Annotated in this window: 17 protein-coding genes and 1 tRNA gene; 13 read left to right on the top strand and 5 right to left on the bottom strand. The window is 44.5% G+C overall.

What is annotated here, in order from left to right; translation table 11 throughout:
• Positions 1–11 precede the first annotated feature (11 nt).
• Complete coding sequence (gene rsmI, locus LG368_RS01370) at positions 12–872, top strand: 16S rRNA (cytidine(1402)-2'-O)-methyltransferase (RefSeq protein WP_226752922.1); 861 nt, start codon at positions 12–14, stop codon at positions 870–872.
• 104 nt (positions 873–976) lie between these two features.
• Here the strand turns inward: rsmI and aroA are convergent, their stop codons facing one another.
• Complete coding sequence (gene aroA / locus LG368_RS01365; RefSeq protein WP_226752921.1) at positions 977–2,254, bottom strand: 3-phosphoshikimate 1-carboxyvinyltransferase; 1,278 nt, start codon at positions 2,252–2,254, stop codon at positions 977–979.
• A 381-nt stretch (positions 2,255–2,635) separates the two neighbouring features.
• Between aroA and LG368_RS01360 the strand changes: the two genes are divergently transcribed.
• From LG368_RS01360 to LG368_RS01350, 3 genes are read left to right on the top strand one after another with little or no spacing between them, the layout of a single operon-like run.
• Positions 2,636–3,145 (top strand): putative pterin-binding protein, encoded by a 510-nt coding sequence (locus tag LG368_RS01360; protein ID WP_226752920.1) that lies wholly within the window; start codon positions 2,636–2,638, stop codon positions 3,143–3,145.
• A 19-nt stretch (positions 3,146–3,164) separates the two neighbouring features.
• A complete protein-coding gene (locus LG368_RS01355) occupies positions 3,165–5,576 on the top strand; it encodes an ATP-binding protein (protein WP_226752919.1) in 2,412 nt (803 codons plus the stop codon).
• A gap of 6 nt (positions 5,577–5,582) precedes the next feature.
• The gene (locus LG368_RS01350) at positions 5,583–6,632 is read left to right on the top strand and encodes an HD domain-containing phosphohydrolase (protein WP_226752918.1); all 1,050 of its coding nucleotides are present in this window, start codon (positions 5,583–5,585) and stop codon (positions 6,630–6,632) included.
• Positions 6,633–6,725: 93 nt separating this feature from the next.
• On the opposite strand, the gene LG368_RS01345 is transcribed toward LG368_RS01350, so the two are convergent.
• Entirely contained in the window at positions 6,726–7,241 is a 516-nt protein-coding gene (locus tag LG368_RS01345; protein ID WP_226752917.1) for a YchJ family protein, read from the bottom strand.
• A 139-nt stretch (positions 7,242–7,380) separates the two neighbouring features.
• Between LG368_RS01345 and sbcB the strand changes: the two genes are divergently transcribed.
• The 4 genes from sbcB to pyrC all read left to right on the top strand — a co-directional run bounded on the left by sbcB (position 7,381) and on the right by pyrC (position 13,115).
• The gene (gene sbcB, locus LG368_RS01340; RefSeq protein ID WP_226752916.1) at positions 7,381–8,835 is read left to right on the top strand and encodes an exodeoxyribonuclease I; all 1,455 of its coding nucleotides are present in this window, start codon (positions 7,381–7,383) and stop codon (positions 8,833–8,835) included.
• A gap of 11 nt (positions 8,836–8,846) precedes the next feature.
• The gene (locus LG368_RS01335; RefSeq protein ID WP_226752915.1) at positions 8,847–9,887 is read left to right on the top strand and encodes an AI-2E family transporter; all 1,041 of its coding nucleotides are present in this window, start codon (positions 8,847–8,849) and stop codon (positions 9,885–9,887) included.
• A gap of 182 nt (positions 9,888–10,069) precedes the next feature.
• On the top strand, positions 10,070–11,926 hold the full coding sequence (locus tag LG368_RS01330; RefSeq protein ID WP_226752914.1) for a DEAD/DEAH box helicase: 1,857 nt from the start codon (positions 10,070–10,072) through the stop codon (positions 11,924–11,926).
• A 157-nt stretch (positions 11,927–12,083) separates the two neighbouring features.
• Positions 12,084–13,115 (top strand): dihydroorotase, encoded by a 1,032-nt coding sequence (pyrC, locus tag LG368_RS01325; protein ID WP_226752913.1) that lies wholly within the window; start codon positions 12,084–12,086, stop codon positions 13,113–13,115.
• Between the two features lie 153 nt (positions 13,116–13,268).
• Here pyrC and LG368_RS01320 read toward each other — a convergent pair.
• Positions 13,269–13,353 (bottom strand) — tRNA-Leu (locus tag LG368_RS01320).
• Between the two features lie 182 nt (positions 13,354–13,535).
• Here LG368_RS01320 and LG368_RS01315 point away from each other — a divergent pair.
• From LG368_RS01315 to LG368_RS01300, 4 genes are all read left to right on the top strand, one after another.
• Complete coding sequence (locus tag LG368_RS01315; RefSeq protein WP_226752912.1) at positions 13,536–14,267, top strand: DUF599 domain-containing protein; 732 nt, start codon at positions 13,536–13,538, stop codon at positions 14,265–14,267.
• Entirely contained in the window at positions 14,257–14,961 is a 705-nt protein-coding gene (locus LG368_RS01310; protein WP_226752911.1) for an O-methyltransferase, read from the top strand. Before LG368_RS01315 ends, LG368_RS01310 begins: the two co-directional genes overlap by 11 nt.
• A gap of 160 nt (positions 14,962–15,121) precedes the next feature.
• On the top strand, positions 15,122–17,050 hold the full coding sequence (gene htpG / locus LG368_RS01305; RefSeq protein ID WP_226752910.1) for a molecular chaperone HtpG: 1,929 nt from the start codon (positions 15,122–15,124) through the stop codon (positions 17,048–17,050).
• Positions 17,051–17,219: 169 nt separating this feature from the next.
• The gene (locus LG368_RS01300; RefSeq protein WP_226752909.1) at positions 17,220–18,071 is read left to right on the top strand and encodes a DNA ligase; all 852 of its coding nucleotides are present in this window, start codon (positions 17,220–17,222) and stop codon (positions 18,069–18,071) included.
• Positions 18,072–18,221: 150 nt separating this feature from the next.
• On the opposite strand, the gene LG368_RS01295 is transcribed toward LG368_RS01300, so the two are convergent.
• Positions 18,222–18,536, bottom strand: a complete 315-nt coding sequence (locus LG368_RS01295) for an ArsR/SmtB family transcription factor (protein WP_226752908.1) — start codon at positions 18,534–18,536, stop codon at positions 18,222–18,224.
• A 176-nt stretch (positions 18,537–18,712) separates the two neighbouring features.
• Complete coding sequence (gene xthA / locus LG368_RS01290) at positions 18,713–19,528, bottom strand: exodeoxyribonuclease III (RefSeq protein ID WP_226752907.1); 816 nt, start codon at positions 19,526–19,528, stop codon at positions 18,713–18,715.
• Between the two features lie 208 nt (positions 19,529–19,736).
• On the opposite strand from xthA, the gene gorA reads away from it, so the two are divergent.
• Complete coding sequence (gene gorA, locus LG368_RS01285; RefSeq protein WP_226752906.1) at positions 19,737–21,113, top strand: glutathione-disulfide reductase; 1,377 nt, start codon at positions 19,737–19,739, stop codon at positions 21,111–21,113.
• The last annotated feature ends 32 nt before the right edge of the window (positions 21,114–21,145 follow it).

Below are 21,145 nucleotides of genomic sequence, written 5' to 3'. Positions count from 1 at the left end.
AAAGAGGCAACATGGTACCACATAGTTCTGATGATGTGAGAGGGGCGTTGTACATAGTTGCAACCCCAATAGGTAATCTTGATGACTTTAGTAAGAGAGCGGAACAAACCCTACGAGATGTGGATTACATCGCAGCAGAAGATACGCGTCATACTCGCCGATTATTGAATCACTTTGGGATTGAAGCGAAGCTGTTTTCATTGCATGACCATAATGAAAAAGATAAGGCAGATTACGTTGCTAGCCTACTTGACGAAGGAAAAAGTGTGGCCCTAGTATCCGATGCTGGAACGCCATTGATTTCAGATCCAGGTTATCATGTGGTGCATGCTTTGCGACAAAAGGGTCATAACGTGATGCCGGTGCCAGGGGCTTGTGCACTTATCTCCGCTTTGTGTGCCTCTGGGTTGCCTACGGATCAATTCTTTTTCGCGGGTTTTGTGCCGGCTAAGTCAAAAGGGCGATGCGATCTGTTTGAGTCCTGGAAAAAACAAGCGGGTACGGTGGTATTTTATGAATCCACCCATCGTGTTTATGATTCGATTGCGGATGTGCAGAAAGTCTATGGTGATGACGCTCAGCTGGTGTTGGCCCGAGAAGTGACCAAAACATTTGAAACCTTTCTTTCAGGAACCGCGTCCGAAATACTCTCGATGTTTGATAAAGACGCGAATCAAATGCGAGGGGAATTTGTTGTTATGTTGAGTTTCACTGAAGAAAGTGGCGATGAGTCAGAGCAAGAAGCCAAGCGTATTTTGAGCATATTGTTAGAAGATTTGCCTGTTAAGCAAGCGGCGGCGATGGCGTCAAAATTGACGGGTGAGAAGAAAAACAGTCTTTATAAAATGGCCTTGGCGATGCAGGCTCAATAAGCCAGCAAGGACTGGGTTTTAGAGATTTCGTTCAGTGAGTGATAAAAAGCTTCGATTTCAATCAAGAAATCGAAGCTTTTTTGTTTTAGGCGAAGTAGCTTGATTTAACGGACAACGCTGTTAAACAAGTCGAAATACGTTGGGAACGTCTTAGAGGTGCAACCAGGGTCATTAATAGTGACGGCCGTATTAGAAAACGCGACCAGCGAAAAGCACATGGCGATACGATGGTCGTTGTAGGTGTCTATAGCGGCATGTTGCAGTGTGGTCGCTGGTGTGACCTTGATAAAGTCTTCGCCTTCAATAACGTCAACTCCTAGCTTTTTAAGCTCAGTTGCCATGGCATACAAGCGATCTGTTTCTTTCACGCGCCAGTTGTAGATATTTCGAATTGTGGTCGGTCCTTGCGCAAAGAGTGCAGTGGTCGCAATGGTCATGGCAGCGTCTGGAATGTGGTTCATATCTAAATCTACGCCATTGAGTTGACCACGTTCCGCTTCTATCCAGGTTGGGCCATAAGTAATTTTTGCTCCCATTTGCGCTAATACGTCCGCAAATTTCACATCGCCTTGAACGCTATCAGAACCCACACCGTGCACCTTGATTTTTCCACCTGCAATGGCGGCAGCGGCTAAAAAGTACGATGCGGATGAGGCGTCACCTTCGACCATGATTTCGCCGGGACTCTGGTAAGTCTGTTGGCCTTTTACCACGAAGGCTTGATAGTCCTGGTTGTCTACCTCAACGCCGAACTGCTTCATTGTATGCAGGGTAATATCGATGTAGGGTTTTGAAACCAGTTCACCTTCTACTTTAATGGTCAAATCGCCTTGCGCCATGGGGGCGCTCATCAAAATAGCGGTGAGAAACTGACTTGAAATATTGCCTTTGATGGAGACTTCACCACCTGATAAACCATTAGACTTAATGCGAAGGGGCGGGTAGTTGGTTTCGCCCTCATAACAAATATTAACGCCTAATGAGCTCAACGCATCGACCAGATCGCCAATGGGGCGTTCGTGCATGCGTGGCTCACCATGCAAATAGTACTCTCCTTGGCCAAGGCAAAGTGCGGCAGTAAGAGGGCGCATGGCTGTGCCTGCATTGCCTAAAAAGAGATCGCCATGATCTGCTTGAATTGGGCCGCCTAAACCTTCTATGACACAGGTCGTACCCTGATCTTCTAGCTGATAATTCACGCCCAGTTTGGTTAAGCTTTCAAGCATGCGCTTAATGTCATCGCTGTCTAAAAGATTTGTGATTTTTGTGGTGCCTTTGGCAAGCGTAGCCAGCAGTAAAATGCGGTTGGACAGGCTTTTTGAGCCAGGAATCTGAATGTCGCCGTTGGCCTTCGTAAATGGCCCAATCGTTAATGAATGCATGGTTGTTTCCGTCACAGTTTATTGTGTTTGTTCTTAAAAAGCAGAGTGCTGTAAGTCATTGATGAGAGTTTAATTATGTAAAAAAATCAATAGGCGTCTATGAACCTGTGTGTGAGTGGTCGCCTTGCTCTTAAGTATTTTCAGTGAAAGAGGTTGGTCTTGAATAGACACAGTATACCGACGATGGTGAAGTATGTCAGTGAGGAAGTGGTTGATATTGCGAGGGGAGTCGATGTGTCTTTATGTAACAGGTTTTGTCACTTTAAAATGAAATGTAGTGTTTCGTAAGAGATGTGTTGTTTCGTAATAGAGTGACGAACAAGTGGAATATTTTGATTATAATCCGTTGCCAACAAAAAATGTCAAAACAAGGTCGATTAGATGAAAAAAAGTTATGTCTTAGGATGGTTAGTGTCAGGGATGTTAGCAACGTGTCAGGTTCAAGCTGAAACGCTCGCAAAGCCTGAAGGTAGAGTCATTCTTACCGTAACGGGAAATATTGAGCACACCAATACTGCTGAAAAAACCGCGCAGTTTGATCGAGCTATGTTAATGAAATTGGACGTTGTTGATCTAAAAACACCAACGCCTTGGAGTGAAGGGATCGATGAATATCGTGGGCCATTACTGCGCTCTTTGTTGGAAGCGGTAGGGGCAAGCTCTAATACTTTGTCAGTGACAGCCTTAAACGATTACAGTGCCGTTGTGCCCGTAGAAGACAGTAAAAAATACAACGTGATGTTGGCTATGGATGTGAACGGTAAGCCAATGACCGTCAGAAAAAAAGGCCCTCTGTTTTTATTATATCCTTTTAGTGAGGATGCAAGCTTAAACAATGAAGTGATTCATAATCGATCTGTCTGGCAGATAAAATCCATTCGAGTCGAATGATTAATACATAGGATTATTCTTGAACGTTTTTTTACAACGCTTTAGCGACAGAAAAAACTCGGCTTTCATTGCCTTAGTCGTTGCCGCCTGTATTTTTATGGGCGCTTCAGCGCTTATTTTTGCTCAAGTTGTTGAGCATCAAAAAAGTATGATGTCTGCAGCAGAAGAGGACGCCCTATGGGCGTCTTATCAACTTGATAGAGAAGCGCTGAAATTAAAAAATGCGTTGCAGTTACTCCAAGACGGTTTTACATCGCAGCGGCTCGATGAGGCGATGGTGCGATTTGATATTTTGTACAGTCGGATTCACATCATCGAAACGGGCCAGCTTAGAGATTTGTTCGATAAGATGCCTCAATTTGAAGGAGCACTGATTACTCTACAAAACACCATGTCGAATATGGATGAAGATCTGTTTTCTGAAAAGGGTGTAAAAAACATCCCCACTCTTATCGCAGGCAGTGCGCTTGTGCAAAAGCAAACAGAACTGTTGGTATTGGAAAGTCTTGCTTCGCGCTCTGCAGAAAAGGTATCGGACAGGGAAGACTCTCTAGGGTTATTTTTGTACCTAGGTTTTTTGATTGCCTGTTTGACCTTTACCATGGTGTTCATTATTGCCATGTTGTTTCGTCAGTTAGGTATGGCAAAAGCGTCCTATAAGCAGTCACAGAAATTAGCGGGCGAGCTTGAAGATGCGGTGCAATCGGCGGAGCAAGCGTTAAAAGTAAAATCGGAATTTTTGGCCACCATGAGCCATGAAATCCGTACGCCAATGAATGCGGTTGTTGGTTTCAGCTACCTGTTATTGGATGGCGAGCTTGAGCCAAAAGTGCGCGAAAAAGTGCAGCGAATTCAACGTTCTGCAGACAATCTATTATCTATTATTAACAGCATACTCGATTTTTCAAAACTTGAATCGGGTAATATGGAGTTAGACAGCCAGCCTTTTAGCCTAGACGAGTTGCTGGAGTATCTTTATCAAAGTAACGAAGTGGCGGCTCACAAAAAGGGCTTAGAGCTGATTGTCTGCCGTGATTTTTCTCTGTCAGATAATTGTGTCGGAGATGCGGCTAAGTTAAAGCAGGTGTTGACGAACCTGTTGAGCAATGCCATCAAGTTTACCCCTCAAGGGCGTGTCCAAGTTACGGTGTCACTTTCAGACCCATCTTGTTTGGTGTTTGAGGTGGAAGACACGGGCATCGGTATTGCGGAAGGGGTTGATGTGTTTGATATGTTTAAGCAAGCAGACAGCAGCACAACCCGTTTATACGGTGGGACAGGGTTAGGGTTGAGCATCAGCCGAAAATTGGTCGAACTAATGGGGGGGAGCATTTCTTTCGCCAGCCATGACAAGCAAGGTTGCCTCTTTACGGTGCAGCTACCTTATTGCACGGAAGGCGAGCAGAATAAGCCATTGTTGCCTGTTTTTGCGGTTTTAGATCAAGACAGACAAGGTCAATATCAGCTGAAAAGGCTAAATGTAAAGGCTGAGCAAAAGGGGCAAGCAGACTTGCTAGAAACAACGCTTCCTGTTTTGGTCAGTAAGGACTGGGTAGAAAGTGAGAAAGCGCTATTACAGCAGCACAATCATTACCTTGCTTCTCGTGTCGTTTTTCTAAGCAGTCAGGCGCCATTAGAGTTGAGCCAGTTTCCTGCAATGGGTCTACTCACGCCGAGTGCGTTGCATGACAAGATGGCTGACATGAAATTGATGGAGCAAGACCGCGCTCCATCTGATACGACGGATTGTGTGCATTCACCCTGTGTGTTCAAGGATATGACCATTCTGTTAGCAGAAGACAATAAGATTAACGCCAGCATTGCAACGGCCATTATGCAAAAAATGGGCGCAACCGTAGTGTGGGTTGAAAATGGTTTAAAAGCCTACGAAGAGGCCCGTTACAACAAGTATGACCTGATTGTAATGGACATAAGAATGCCTGCTATGGATGGCTATCAAGCGAGCCAAAAGATCATGGCGGCACTTGACGAAGAAAAACCGCCGATTATTGTCTTAACAGCGGATGTTTTTAATATCCAAAAAGAAGATTTCTCCCAGTTCGGTATTGATGATTACTTGTTAAAACCAGTGGACCCACATCTGTTAATGGACAAAGTCGAAACCTTGATCATCAATGATAGGCTGATCAAGTCGACAAATCGTCAATCTGAATATCAAGGGAAGCTTGAACGACGTAGCTTGGTGGCGGTGTTGCAGCAGCTATCGATATTGGAAGATCATTTGCATCAAGGCGCAATCGAATCAGAAAGCGTGCTTCGCTCTATTATTGATCAATGTGGTGCATGCAGTGGTGTAGAAACACTCAAAACAGCAATCGATGATGTCGTTTCTTACGACTACCAAGATGCAATCTTAAAGGTGCAAGGTTTTAAACGATGCCTGTACCGCGACACTATTGGAGTAGGTTAGGTGATTATGATGACAGAGCGAATGAGCGCACCGGCGGTTAAAAGCAAGCGTGTATTAATTGTAGATGACGTGCCTGCAAATATTGATATATTGAAAGATATTCTTTCGGCTAAATACCAAGTGCAGATTGCGAAAAGCGGGAAGCTGGCATTAAATATTATTAATCGATCGCTGCCGGATATTATTCTGCTTGATATTATGATGCCTGATATGAATGGTTTTGAAGTATGCGAACAGCTAAAAGCCAATCCAGTCACTGCCGACATTCCTGTTATCTTCTTGACTGCAATGACAGACGTGCACAGCGAACAGCGAGGTTTTGAGCTAGGGGGTGTTGACTTTATCACCAAGCCAATTACACCTTTGACGACCCTTGCCAGAGTGGCAACACATTTAAAGTTGGCAGAAGAAAGCTTGCGAAAAAAACGTGTGATTGAGCAAACAACACGAGAACTAGACAATTCACTTGAATCTGCAATTGGTATGCTCGGTGAGATAAGCCAAATCCATGATACAGACACAGGTGTCCATATGTGGCGAATGGCGGATTATTGTGCGGCTTTGGCGCGATCTATCGGTTGGAGCGAGGATAACGTAGAGTTGCTTAAGCTTGCGGCGCCACTGCATGATGCAGGTAAAATTGGGATTCCTCATTCAATCCTGAAATCGCCTAATAAGTTAACGGATGAAGAATGGGAGCTGATGCGCCAGCATACGGTGATAGGGCATCAAATTTTGATTAAAAGTGATGCGCCTTTGTTTAAACTCGCTGCTGAAGTCGCGTTAGGGCATCATGAAAAATGGGATGGTTCAGGTTATCCGTATGGCTTATCCGGTGAGGATATTCCTCAATCTGCGCGCATTGTGAGTTTGGCGGATGTATTCGACGCATTAACGATGGAAAGGTCCTACAAAAGAAGTTGGACAATCGACGAATCGTTAAAGCACATACAACAATCAGCGGGGCAGCATTTTGATCCTGAGCTCGTCGCTAGTTTTTTAAGCATTGCTGATGAACTGCGAGAAATAGAGGCGAAATGGCGTGCGGTGAGTTAATAGATTTGTGCTAAGTCTAAAAAAAACAGACACCTCTATGAGTAAAGGTGTCCTTTGTATGTGTTAGGGCATGTTTAAAGTGCTTCAATACGCCTACTTTGTTGCGCAGCATTTTTTATATTTCTTGCCTGATCCGCAAGGGCAAGGGTCGTTACGACCGACTTTATCAACGGCAGTATGTGAAGGTGTTGTTTTGTGACTGACCTCATGTTCGCCTGACACGTAGAACCATTGGCCGTCTTTTTTTTCAAACAGTGACATTTCTTTCAGGCTGCCGGTGTAATGGCCTTCTTTAAAGTGTGCGGCGAAGCGGACTTTCCCCGTGTTATCTTGTTCTAATCCCTTCTCTGTATAAAGAATATCCAATCCTGTCCAAAGAGTAGGTGGGTTTGTTTCAGCGTCTTCTTCTTGGCTGTCAGATGGGGGGGGCGCGGTATCAATCTCTTGAGTCGCCTCAATATAATCAAAATACCCCAGTGCGAACGCGCTGTATCGTGATCGCATCAGGGCTTCTGCTGTAGGGGCCGTTCCAGGTTGTTGGTGAAAAACACCACAACAATCGTCGTATGGCTGGTGTTTTCCGCATGGACAAGATTTTGAGGGTGTCACAGTTTACTCCTAGCGTCCGCTAATCAATTTAAAGCTAAAAAGGCGATGTTCACTGCTATTTAGGGTGAATGCATTTTAACAAATCCCGTCTAAGGTGCGTATAATACTCATCAAATTTATTGGCTAATAGGAATTATTTGTGAGTTCAGCAGGCACAACGTCGTTTTTTTGGTTTGATTTTGAGACAACGGGTGTGGATCCCGCTCGGGATCGTCCTATGCAATTTGCAGGTATCCGAACCGATCTTGATTTTAACCGCATCGGCGAGCCTGTGATGTTCTACTGCCGTCTGGCGGAAGATGTCTTGCCGCATCCTGAAGCCTGTTTGTTGACAGGAATAAGTCCGCAAGATGCCAACCGCGAAGGGCTTTGCGAAGCGGAGTTTATGCAAGCGATTGAAGCGGAATTGGCTGTACCGGGAACCTGTGCATTGGGGTATAACTCCATACGCTTCGATGACGAAGTGGTGCGTTATGGCTTTTATCGAAACTTCATTGACCCTTATGCACGCGAATGGCAAAACAACTGTTCTCGGTGGGATATTATCGATTTAGTGCGCATGACTTATGCGATTCGCCCCGAAGGCATTATTTGGCCTGAAGGTGAAGATGGTAAGGTGTCGATGAAGCTAGAGGCACTGACAAAGGCGAATAATATTGCTCATGAGCAAGCGCACGATGCCTTGTCGGATGTGTATGGCACTATTGAGATTGCCAAGTTAATCCGAGAAAAACAGCCAAAACTTTTCGATTATTATTTTAAAATGCGACAAAAACATGAGTTGCAACAGTTTATCGATCTTGCTCGTACGAAGCCCTTTTTGCATATTTCTGGCATGTTCGGACAGGCGAAAAAATACGCGGCGTTTGTTGCACCTCTTGCGCCTCACCCGATCAACAAAAATGGTGTGGTGGTGTTTGATTTAATGTCAGACGCACAGCCATTGGTGGATCTAGGTGTTGAAGAGATTCGTCGTCGTGTGTTTTCTCGTCAAGAAGCACTCGGTGAGATTGAACGACTTCCTTTAAAAGTGATTCATTATAATAAGTCGCCTGCAGTAGCGCCGGGTACCTTTTTAAAAGATAAAGAGGTGGTAAAGCGTTTAGAGTTGGACGGTGAGGTCTGTCGTAGAAATTTAGCCATATTAAAACAATGCGCAGGTTTAGTGGCTAAAATCACTGACGTATTTGCACAAGAAGAAAGGCCCATTGATAAAGACCCTGATGTGATGTTGTATTCAGGTGGATTTTTCTCTCGTGATGATAAAGCGCGAATGGAAACGATCAGATCAACGGCTCCGGAGCAGTTGTCCGAATTGGCCTTATCTTTTGATGACAGACGCATGCCTGAAATGTTGATGCGGTATATTGGGCGTAATTACCCTGATCAATTGAGCGAGCAGCAGGGTGAAGAGTGGGAAGAATACCGTCAATTGCGTTTGCTTGATAAAGAGGGCGGTGGCTCTATTCATATGGAGGCGTATTTTGAGCGTCTTAATCGTCTCGCTCAAACACCTGATTTGCCGCACCATAAAATGGTTATGTTACAAGATTTATCGGATTATGCTCAAAGCATTTACCCAGTTGCCTTATAAGGAATTAGTCAGTGAGTGAACATAACAAAGGTACCTACTGGTTGGTCGGATTTGCGGCTTTCATTGTGATTATTGCAGGGTTAAAAGCCGCGTCACAAATTGTTATTCCTTTTATGTTATCGGTTTTTATTGCCATTATTTGCGCGCCGGCGATGTCGAGTTTACGCAGTAGAGGGGTGCCAACTTGGTTGTCTATTTTGCTGGTGGTCATGGTCATCATTACCGGTATTGGCTCTTTAGCGGTGTTGGTGGGGGCGTCACTGGATAATTTTTCCAGTCAGCTTCCGAGTTACCGTGTTCGGTTTGCCGAAGAAATGTCAGGATTGGTGACGACCTTAAATGGTTTTGGTCTGCACATATCGTATGAACAGATAAGAGGCTATGTTGACCCGTCTGCCCTGATGCAAATGGTTGCCAATGCTCTGCGTGGTTTAGGCAGTGCGCTGACAAATCTTGTTTTGGTGGTGATGATTGTGATTTTTATTTTGTTTGAGACCGTTGAGTTGCCTAAGAAACTTTCCTTGGCCTTAACGGATGCCTCAAAATCTATGGACAAAATGGAATCCTTTATCGAATCCGTCAACCGCTATCTGGTGATCAAAACCTTGGTCAGTATTTTGACCGGTGTGTCTATTACGTTGGCTATGTGGTTGTTAGGTGTGGACTTCCCTTTGCTTTGGGGCGTATGTGCTTTTCTATTAAATTTTGTGCCTAATATCGGTTCCATCATCGCCGCTGTGCCTGCCGTATTATTGGCGTTTGTTCAGCTCGGTGGTTTATCAGCAGGGCTCACAGCTGGGGCTTTTTTGATGGTCAACTTGGTCGTAGGGAATGTGATTGAGCCGCGTTATATGGGCAAAGGCTTAGGGTTATCCACTTTAGTGGTTTTCTTGTCCTTATTGTTATGGGGATGGGTGTTTGGTCCTGTCGGTATGTTGTTGTCGATACCATTGACTATTATTATGAAACTGGCGTTTGAAGCGAACCCTAAGATGCATTGGTTGGCGATTATTATCGATTCAAACTCAAAGGACGGCGGTAAAGAATCCTAAAAATTTGCGGCTACGTCGATACTAACCATTTGGTTTAATCTATTTAGCCTTGCTACTAGCTTAATTTTCTTTTTTTGTATATACTTCGCCATCAGTTTTCCTCAAAGAATTTCTAGAGAATTTTATTAAGGCATGTAAATGATTACAGGCCTTATCCTCACCAAAAAAAGGTACTAATTTACATGTCTGACGCTGATACTCAGCCTACATTTGATTCGTTGGGCCTAATCGCCCCTGTTCTTAAAGCGGTTGCTGACCTCGGTTACGAGCAACCATCTGCTATCCAAGCGCAAAGTATTCCATATTTATTAGAAGGTCGTGACCTTTTGGGGCAAGCGCAGACGGGTACTGGTAAGACAGCGGCGTTTGCGCTTCCGTTGTTGTCTCGCATTGATGTTACAGATAAAACGACACAATTACTTGTGCTGGCTCCAACCCGAGAACTTGCTATTCAAGTTTCAGAAGCTTTCCAAAGTTATGCTCGCAACATTCCTGATTTCCATGTATTGCCTATTTATGGCGGTATGTCTTACGACACTCAGCTTCGTCAACTAAGACGCGGTGTTCAAGTTGTTGTGGGTACGCCAGGCCGTGTGATGGACCATATTCGCCGTAAAACATTGAAGCTTGATACTCTAAAAGCCTTAGTGCTTGATGAAGCGGATGAAATGTTGCGTATGGGGTTCATCGACGATGTGGAGTGGATTCTTGAACAAACACCACCTACTCGTCAAATCGCTCTGTTTTCTGCGACCATGCCTGGGGTAATTCGTCAAGTGGCTAACCGTCATTTGAATAACCCAAAAGAAGTGAAAATTGTTACAAAAACTTCGACAGCAATGACAATCACTCAAAAATACTGGCCAGTCAGTGGTTTGCATAAGCTTGATGCATTGACACGTATTCTTGAGATGAACGAGCATGATGGCATGATCATCTTCGTGCGTACAAAAGCGGCAACAGTGGAATTGGCTGAAAAGCTAACAGCTCGTGGCCACGCTTGTGAAGCATTGAATGGTGATATTAGCCAAAACTTACGTGAACGTACGGTAGAGCGTATCAAGAAAGGTCAAATTGACATTCTTGTTGCAACCGATGTTGTTGCTCGTGGTTTGGACGTTGAGCGTGTTAGTCACGTTGTCAACTATGATATTCCATATGATACAGAGTCTTACGTTCACCGTATCGGTCGTACTGGCCGTGCTGGTCGTACGGGTACCGCTATTTTGTTTGTTGCGCATCGTGAACGCCGTATGCTGCAAGCCATTGAGCGTGCGACGCGTCAACCAATCGAGAGTATGACGTTACCAACGGCATCCGATATCAATGCTCATCGTGTTGAGCGTTTTAAACAACGTATTACCGATGCGATGGACAATGAGAACCTTGATTTCTTCCTAGAGCTTGTTCAAAGCTACCAGAAAGACAATGAAGTGGACCCATTGAAAATGGCCGCGGCTTTAGCGCACATGGCACAAGGGAAAACGCCATTGTTATTGTCTGAAATGGAAGTGCGTCAAGAGCGTAGAGAACGTCGCGATGACCGTGATGGTTCACGTGGCGAGCGCGGTGATCGTGCACCTCGTGAACGTAAAGTTCGCCCTGTTACCGCAGACGCAATGCCTTTGAAAGATGATCCAGACACAGCAATGACGCGTTACGTTGTGCAAGTGGGTTACAGCGATGGTGTTAAACCAGGTAACATTGTAGGCGCTATCGCCAATGAAGCGGATATTGAAAGCCGTTACATTGGTCACATCGAAATTTACGAAGATTTTGCTACCGTGGACCTGCCTTCTAACTTGAGTGGTGGTGCGCTGGGTAAACTGAGTAAAACACGTATTTGTGGTCAGCGTACAGACATTGCTAAACTGGAAAATGCCGACGAGTTGAACAAGCGTGCTGCAGCACCGTCAACACGCAAACGTGCAGGTGGCGATCGTCGCCCATCAAATTTTGGTGATCGCAAGCGTTCTTCTGGTAATCGCGATAATAATCGTGGTGACCGCCGTCCAAGAACGCCTCGTAAAGACGGTTAATTCCGTTGCACTAACGTAATGATGAAAAGCCGATTCTAGTAGAATCGGCTTTTTTGTTAAAAAACGAACACGTTGATTGTTCTCTGTGCCTGTTAGGGTCGGATTCTGTTATTATTTTCTTTCCCCTTGTCGCACTATTCAATTCAAAAGGACAGTAATGAACGAAATTACGATAACTAAGCCAGACGATTGGCATTTACACTTCCGTGATGAAGAAATGTTACTTGAGACGGTTCCTGCAACAGCGCGTTGTTTTGAGCGCGCTATAGTGATGCCAAATTTAGTTCCACCTGTAACGACGGCTGAGTTAGCAGTCAGTTACCGTGAGCGTATTTTAGCAGCGCGTCCGATCGGCAGTACCTTTACGCCATTGATGACGCTGTATTTGACAGATAAAACCTCAGTACAAGACATTAAAGAAGCAAAAGCGGTAGGGGTGCGCGCGGCAAAAATGTACCCTGCTGGTGCGACGACCAACTCAGACTCTGGCGTCAACTCATTGGAAACTTTGTACCCCGTTTTTGAAGCGTTGGCTGACAACGATATGTTGTTGTTGATTCATGGTGAAGTGACCCAGAAGCACATTGATATATTTGATCGTGAGAAAGAATTTATTGATCAGCACATGGTAAAAATCGTTGAACGCGTGCCTAACTTGAAAGTCGTGTTTGAACACATTACGACTAAGGATGCGGCTGACTTTGTTATGTCGGCAAGAGAAGGTGTGGCGGCAACGATTACACCACAGCATTTGATGCTCAACCGCAATGACATGCTGGATGGCGGTATTCGTCCACACAATTATTGTTTGCCTGTATTAAAGCGCAGTACACACCAAGAAGCCTTGCGCGCTGTGGTGAAGTCCGGTTCATCTAAATTTTTCCTCGGTACAGATTCTGCACCTCATGCGAAACATCGCAAAGAGTCAGATTGTGGTTGTGCCGGTTGCTACAGTGCTTGGTCAGCGCTTGAGTTGTATACTCAGGTGTTTGACGAACTGGGTGCGTTGGATAAGCTTGAAGGTTTTGCGAGTTTCTATGGCGCTGACTTTTATGGTTTGCCACGTAACACGGACACTGTGACGCTGGTGCGTGAAGACTGGGAAGTGCCTACTAGTATTTTGTTGCCAAACGGGGAACCGATTGTGCCTTTCTTTGCCGGTAAGACGGTATCTTGGAAATTAAAGTGATTTTTAATTGAATAAGAAGTCGGACTCAGAAATGGGTTCGGCTTTATTTTTGTCTATGTGTTTATGGTATTAAAAAAAACCTAATGCCGGCAATTTATACTAAAATAAACGATGTTTGGGGAATTTTGAATACAGAAGGAAGGTGTAACTAAATGGTGCGGATGGAGAGACTCGAACTCTCACGCCGTGAAGCACTGGAACCTAAATCCAGCGTGTCTACCAATTCCACCACATCCGCATGTCGTGTTGATTGCGACGCATAATACCGTTATTTTTGCCCGATGCAAGCACTTTTTTATTCAATGTGATGGTTTTTCAGAGTGGTTAAATAGATGATTTTTCCATTTAGAACCAGGGACATAGAAAAAGAAAAGTGCTCTAATATCAGCTTCACACACCTTGTTTTGGTAACGTCAAATTATGGAAAGTCGCTCTTTTTCCACCCTTTTAAATACTGAAGACCTGATAACCCTGTTTGTCTTTTTCCTCTGTTGGTGGGGGTATGCCTTTTACGCATTGTATAGCTCAAACCGTCGTCCTTGTTTGGTCAGTGTTTTGCACCAATTCCGATTGGCTTGGATGTCTCGACTACTAAGGCGAGATAATCGCATCGCGGATGCGTCTGTCATGGCCAACTTAGAACGAAGTAGCTTATTTTTTGCCTCTAGCAGTTTGCTTATTATTGCAGGGTTATTTACGGCGTTTAACTACTCTGAAAAGGCACTAGGCATTTTATCAGATTTTTATTTTTTAGCGCCGATGAGCCAGCAAGAATGGGAGCTTAAAATCATCGTTTTGGTGGTGATTTTCTCTTACGCCTTTTTTACTTTTACTTGGTCGGTGCGTCAGTACAACTTCTGCTCAGTATTGGTAGGCAGCGCTCCCTTAGCAACAGAGCGAGGTGTCGAAGACAGTGAGCGAGAGCTGTATGCTATGCACATGGCGAAGATCTGCAGTCTAGCAGCCAATCAATTCAATTATGGTCTGCGTGCTTACTATTTTGCTATGGCGTTTTGCGGTTGGTTTCTGGGGCCGTATTTTTGCATGGCGGCAAGTATTATTGTCGTGGGCGTTTTGTATCGCCGTGAATTTCGTTCAAAAACTTTCCGAACACTCAGTCGAGGTCTGGTAATAAAATCTCATGCTTCCTAATTTTCCTAAATTTGTACCGGAAGACAATAAACCGGTAAACCGTACCGTAAACGTTGATGACCAGCTTTATCAATACCTTGTTGATGTCTCTGTGCGCGAGGACGATCTTTTAAACGCTTTGCGACGCGAAACGGCGCAATACCATATGGCACGCATGCAGCTTTCTCCTGAAGTGGGGCAGTTATTGGCGTTGTTGGTTAAAATGCAAGCGCCGAAAAAGCTGTTAGAGATTGGTGTATTTACTGGTTACAGCACACTGTCAATGGCCATGGCGATGCCTGAAAATGCACGCCTAATTGCCATTGAGAAAAAGCAAATGTGGCTGGACATAGCGACACGCTATTTGGAACAAGCCAAGGTGATGGATCGAGTGACCACCTATTGCGACAAAGCCCTGCCAGTGATGACGTCGTTCCTAGAAGAGCAAAAAGGAACGTTTGATTTTATTTTTATCGACGCCGATAAGCAGAATTTGCTGGCTTATTATGATCTGGCAAAACAATTGTTGCGCCCCGGTGGCTGTTTATTAATAGACAATACCTTATGGTGGGGCAATGTGGCGGATGAGGCGTTTACGGATAAAGACACGCAAATAGTCCGTCAATTGAATACCTATATCCATCAAGATGACGAGGTGGATTTGTCTCTTATTCCCATTGGCGACGGCCTTACCCTCGTTCGAAAGCACGCCTAACTTGCTCATTCCCCTAATTTTTTTGTGTCTTTGTGTGTATTTTCGATTAAACGCCTCTTGAAATTCATTGAAGAGGCTTTACTTATGTAGCACCAGTGAAAAGAAATATGCCTTTGGTGGTTTTATCCAAAGGTTCATTCAAATAGGAGCACGCTACAACATGGCAACCGATACTCAAAAAGAAACGTTAGGGTTTCAAACCGAAGTCAAACAACTACTTCATTTGATGATCCATTCTTTGTACTCCAACAAGGAAATCTTTCTAAGAGAGCTCATCTCAAACGCATCCGATGCGGTCGATAAGCTTCGCTTTGAGTCTGTCGCTAACGCAGACCTTCTTGCCGAAGACCCTAATCTGCGCGTTCGCATTGAGTTTGATAAAGACACCAATACCGTTGTTATTGATGATAACGGTGTGGGCATGTCACGAGAAGAGGCGATTACAAACCTAGGTACCATCGCAAAATCTGGCACCTCTTCTTTCCTTGAGCAATTAAGCGGCGATCAGAAAAAAGACAGCCAGTTGATTGGTCAATTTGGTGTGGGTTTTTACTCTGCTTTTATTGTGGCTGACAAGGTAACCGTAGAAACACGTCGTGCCGGTGCGGCTGAGGCGGAAGCGGTTCGCTGGGTGTCTGATGGTTCAGGTGAATTCACCATTGAAAACATTGACAAAGCTACTCGCGGTACACGCATTATTCTGCATCTAAAAGCGGATGAAAAAGACTTTGCTGACAATCATCGCCTACGTTCTTTGGTAACAAAATATTCAGATCATATTTCTATCCCTGTGGAGATGGAAAAAGTGGTTTATCCAGAAATGGACGAAGAAGGCAATCCTAAGCCTGTTGATGAAAATCAGCCAGTCGAATTCGAAGCGGTGAACTCGGCGAAAGCCCTATGGACTCGTCCTCGTAACGAAGTCACAGACGAAGAATATCAAGAATTTTATAAACACATTTCTCACGATTACCAAGAGCCGTTAAAGTGGTCTCATAATAAGGTAGAAGGTAAGCTTGAATACTCAAGCCTTTTGTACATTCCTTCTAAAGCGCCTTACGACCTTTGGAATCGCGACATGCAACGCGGTCTGAAATTGTATGTACAGCGTGTTTTCATCATGGACGAAGCCGAGGCCTTCTTGCCGCCTTACATGCGTTTTGTGAAAGGGGTAGTGGATTCAAACGATTTGTCGTTGAACGTGTCTCGTGAAATTCTGCAAAACGACCATGCGGTTGACTCTATGCGTGCGGCTTTGACCAAACGTGTACTGGACATGTTGACGAAAATAGCGAAAAACGAGCCAGAAGATTACCAAAAATTCTGGGACGAATTCGGTAACGTCATTAAAGAAGGCCCTGCAGATGATATGGGCAACAAAGACAAGATTGCGGGTCTATTGCGTTTCAGTTCATCCCATGATGACAAGCCGGAGCAAACGGTGTCCTTGGCTCAATACATCGAACGTATGAGCGAAGGTCAAGATAAGATCTACTACATCTACGCAGAAAACCACAACACCGCGAAGAACAGTCCTCATCTTGAGATTCTTCGCAAAAAAGGCTTTGAAGTCTTGTTGTTGAGTGATCGTATTGATGAATGGATGATGTCTTCTTTACAAGAGTTTGATGGCAAGTCTTTCCAAGATGTTACCAAAGGAAAGCTGGATCTAGCCGACTCTGAAAACGAAGAAGAGAAGAAAGAAAAAGAAGAGAAGGCCGAGCAAATTAAACCATTGCTTGATCGCATGAAAACCGTGCTAGATGAAAAAGTCGCGGGCGTAAACTCAACAGACCGTTTGACCAACTCACCGGCGTGTTTAGTCGTCGGCGAATACGACATGGGTCTGCAAATGCGTCGTTTGCTTGAGCAGGCGGGTCAGCAATTACCTGAGTCTAAGCCAACATTAGAAGTGAATCCTGACCACCCAATCGTCGTTAAGATGAATGAAGAGTCAGATGAAGATCGCTTTGCTGACATGGCGTGGTTGTTGTTAGAGCAAGCAACCCTATCTGAAGGCGGTCAGCTTGATGACCCAGCCACTTTTGTTAGTCGTATGAATAAGTTGATTGTTCAACTTAGCAAATAGCACTTAGCAATACGTTAATGCATGATTGTGTATTAATGGCATAACGATAAAGCCTCTCTTTGCCAGCCAAAGAGAGGCTTTTTGCTGTTTAGGGTTTGCGTCGGCTAAGGTAATCGTTTAGTTTGAATGTTCACCAAGGAAAGGTGTGTTTAATTCAAAGGAGTGAATCATGTGTGTTAAATCTTTTCTCATGGCATTTTTATGTCTCTTTTCTGTCGCGGTATTGTCGCAATCTCCTCAAAAACTGGACGTTCAACTGGCGACCCTTTATTCTGATGATATCGATGTGACCGACTATCTTATTAGTGAAAAATACGATGGTGTGAGGGCAATTTGGACAGGGCAGCGTCTACTGACTCGCCAGGGGAATCCAATCCATGCCCCTGATTGGTTTACAGATCCATTACCGAATGTTTGGTTAGACGGTGAGCTGTGGTCGAGACGAAAAGATTTTGAGTTTATTGTGTCAACGGTAAGAAAGCACGATCCCATTGATAAAGAGTGGCGGCAGATTCGTTATATGATCTTTGATGCCCCTGATCAGACGCATTTAATGACCTTTGAGCAAAGAGTTCAGCGTTATTCTCAGCTTGTTAAGCAGGCCAACCTTTCTCACCTTGTGTCAATCGAGCAGGTTTCGGTCACGAATAATCAACAACTGTCTTCTTTGTTAGAGGATTATATTGCAAAGGGGGCAGAGGGCTTAATGCTGCATCGCAAAGAGGCCAAATTTGAGAGTGGTCGAACCGATAATCTTTTGAAACTAAAACCTCACATGGACGCTGAGGCCACAGTGATTAAGGTATTCAATGGCTCTGGTAAATATGACGGCATGATGGGGTCTGTGTTGGTTGAAATGCCTTCGGGGTTGCGTTTTAAAATTGGCAGTGGCTTTACCGATTTACAAAGACAGAACCCACCTGAAAAAGGTCAGGTGCTAACATACAAATACCATGGCTTTACTGCTCGTGGCGTGCCTCGGTTTGCTAGCTTTATGAGATACCGTGATGAAAAATGGTAGGCTGTATTGTGGTTAGAGAGGAAACAGTACGTTCGGTGTTCCTTGTAGAGTACTGTGTATTCAGGGCAATGTTTATGGTTATCAAATGATAAGAGATAACGTCATTATGAACTTCTAAAAGATCCTCTTTGCTTAAGAAGTTCTAACCGTCTAAAGCGCAGGGCAGAACAGCTGATGCAGTGTTTGAATCAGGTCTTTGACGCGATTATCGCCAATGCTGTAGTAAATCGTCTGTGACTCTCTGCGTGTGCTAACAAGGTTGTCTTTTCTTAGTACAGCAAGATGCTGAGAAAGGGCAGACTGGCTCAATGGCAGCTTTTCATTTAATGCCGTCACGGAAAGTTCCTGATCCAATAAATGACAAAGAACCATCAATCGATTTTCATTACTTAGGGCTTTCAGGAAGGTTGCGGCCTGTGAAGACTGGCGCAACATATCGTCCATTGTCAGTGTGTCGTTGCTCATTATATTTCTCGTTTTGACTGTTGTTAATGAAAATTCTGTGCTTTTTCAAGACCTTGTTTATCCACATTCTCTGTGGATAAACAAGGTAATAATAGCACGAATGTGGCCCCACCGTGGCAGAGGGCGGCCATTATATTGCTCTGATTGATATTTGTACAACAAAAGCGAATAGACCTTTATTCACCTAACTTAAAGCTTGTCCAAATCGGTGCGTGGTCTGAAGGTTTCTCCATCCCGCGTAAATCGTAGTCCACTTCCGCGTCCTCAAGGTAGGGAGTGAGACCTTGAGAAGACATGATGACATCGATGCGCAAACCACGTTTTGGTGTGTCGTCAAAGCCTTTAGAGCGATAGTCAAACCAACTAAAACGGTCGTTTTTTTCTGGATTGAGGTGACGATAAGTGTCAGTCAACCCCCAATCGCTTAGCGTCTTAAACCATTTTCTCTCTTCTGGTAAGAAACTGCATTTACCGGTTCTGAGCCAGCGTTTGGCATTGGGTGCGCCGATACCTATGTCTAAATCGGTAGGGGAAATATTAATATCCCCCATAACGATGATCTTTTCATCGGGAGAATGAGACGCTAAGTAGTCCATTAAATCAGCGTAGAATTTGCGTTTGGCGGGGAACTTGGTTTCATGATCACGGCTTTCTCCTTGTGGAAAGTAGCCATTAATGACTTTCACAGGCCCTTTTGGTGTGTCGAAAGTGGCAATGATCATACGACGCTGAGCGTCTTCATCGTCACCCGGAAAACCGTATTCGACACGAGTCGCTTCTTGCTTACTAAAAATAGCCACACCGTAATGAGATTTTTGTCCGTAATAATAAGCATGATAGCCCACCGATTGTGGAATCTCATGGGGAAAGGCGTCGTCGTGTACCTTGATTTCTTGTAGGCCAATGACGTCAGGGGCGTGCTTTTCAACAAGCGCCGTTATTTGGTGCGGTCGTGCACGCAAGCCATTGATATTAAAAGAGACAAACTTCATAGGAAGACTTCCGTAAAATATTTCCACAATAATACCGAGTTGTTTTCATTCCTAAAAGAGGTGCGCTAGTGGAAGCACGCTTTTTCCATGATTCTTCTTCATAGTATTGTTCTTCATCATGTTAATAGCCGTAATCTTTTTAACTTCTAGCGGTAGCCCTGTTACACTCAGGGTATTATTTGTTGTATTCCTATTTAAAGAGGTAAGCATGGCGTATCAATACGATTTGTTTGTAATCGGTGCAGGGTCTGGTGGTGTAAGAGCGAGCCGTGTTGCCGCATCTAAAGGTTATAAAGTTGCGGTTGCAGAAGGCAGCGCGCTGGGCGGAACCTGCGTTAACATTGGTTGTGTCCCGAAAAAATTGTTTGTTTATGCGTCTGAGTACGGACATGGCTTTGATGAAGCGGCAGGGTTTGGTTGGTCCAATAAAGGCGCGGAGTTTAATTGGTCTGTTTTAAGAGACAACAAAACAAAAGAAATTGAACGATTAAACGGTATCTACGGCAACATGCTAGGCAACGCCGGTGTGGAAGTGATCTCTGGCTTTGCCAGTTTTGTTGATGCGCATACGGTATCTGTTGATGGTAAAACCTACACGGCGGAACGTATTCTGATCGCTGTGGGGGCTAAGCCTTTTATTCCTCAATTTGACGGTAGTGAGTTTGTCGTTAGTTCCAACGAGATGTTCTACCTTGATGCTTTACCTAAAAAAGCGCTTGTTGTGGGTGGCGGTTATATCGCCGTTGAGTTTGCCGGTATTTTGAACGGTTTAGGTGTGGAAACGACTCTGGCGTACCGCGGCGATCAACTATTACGTGGCTTTGATCAAGATGTGCGTGATTTTGCCAGTGAAGAATATCGTAAATCGGGTATAGATTTACGCTTAAATACCGATGTTGCACGCATTGAGTTGGCCGACGCAAATGATCAAAACGGTGCTCGTATCGTGCATTTCAAAGATGGTCATTCAGAAGAGTTTGGTCTTATCTTGTATGCAACAGGTCGTGTGCCCAATGTCGATGCATTAGCCCTTGAAAATGCTGGCATTGAAACAGGCAAAAATGGCGCGGTAAAGGTCGATAATAATTTTACCACCACGGCTGGTAGTGTTTTTGCTTTGGGTGATGTTACCGACAAGATTCAATTGACTCCGGTTGCGATCAAAGAAGCCATGGCGTTGATTGATTATTGGTTTGACGGCAAAGAAGTGGATTTTGATTACGACAACATTCCAACCGCTGTGTTTAGTCAGCCAGCCATTGGTACGGTAGGTCTATCGGAACAAGAAGCGGAATCGCGTGGATTAGACTTCCGTGTGTATCAAACGGATTTTCGTGCGATGAAACATACTTTAAGTGGCGGTACGGCTCGCTCCTTGATGAAATTATTGGTGAATAACGCGGACGAAAAAGTCATTGGTGCGCACATGGTAGGCGACTACTCGGGTGAAATTATCCAGGGTTTGGGCATTGCCATTAAGGCGGGCGCAACGAAGGCAGACTTTGATGCGACCGTGGGTGTTCACCCAACCAGTGCAGAAGAGTTTGTTACCTTCTCCGCCAATGCTCTAAAAGAACGTAAATAAGCGTTATTTTAAATGTATTAATACCTGAACTG

The sequence above is a fragment of the Marinomonas algarum genome, assembly GCF_020532605.1.
In the GTDB taxonomy this organism is placed as follows: domain Bacteria; phylum Pseudomonadota; class Gammaproteobacteria; order Pseudomonadales; family Marinomonadaceae; genus Marinomonas; species Marinomonas algarum.
Note: the sequence above shows the minus strand (reverse complement) of the source record. Positions and strands in the feature narration are given on the sequence as shown.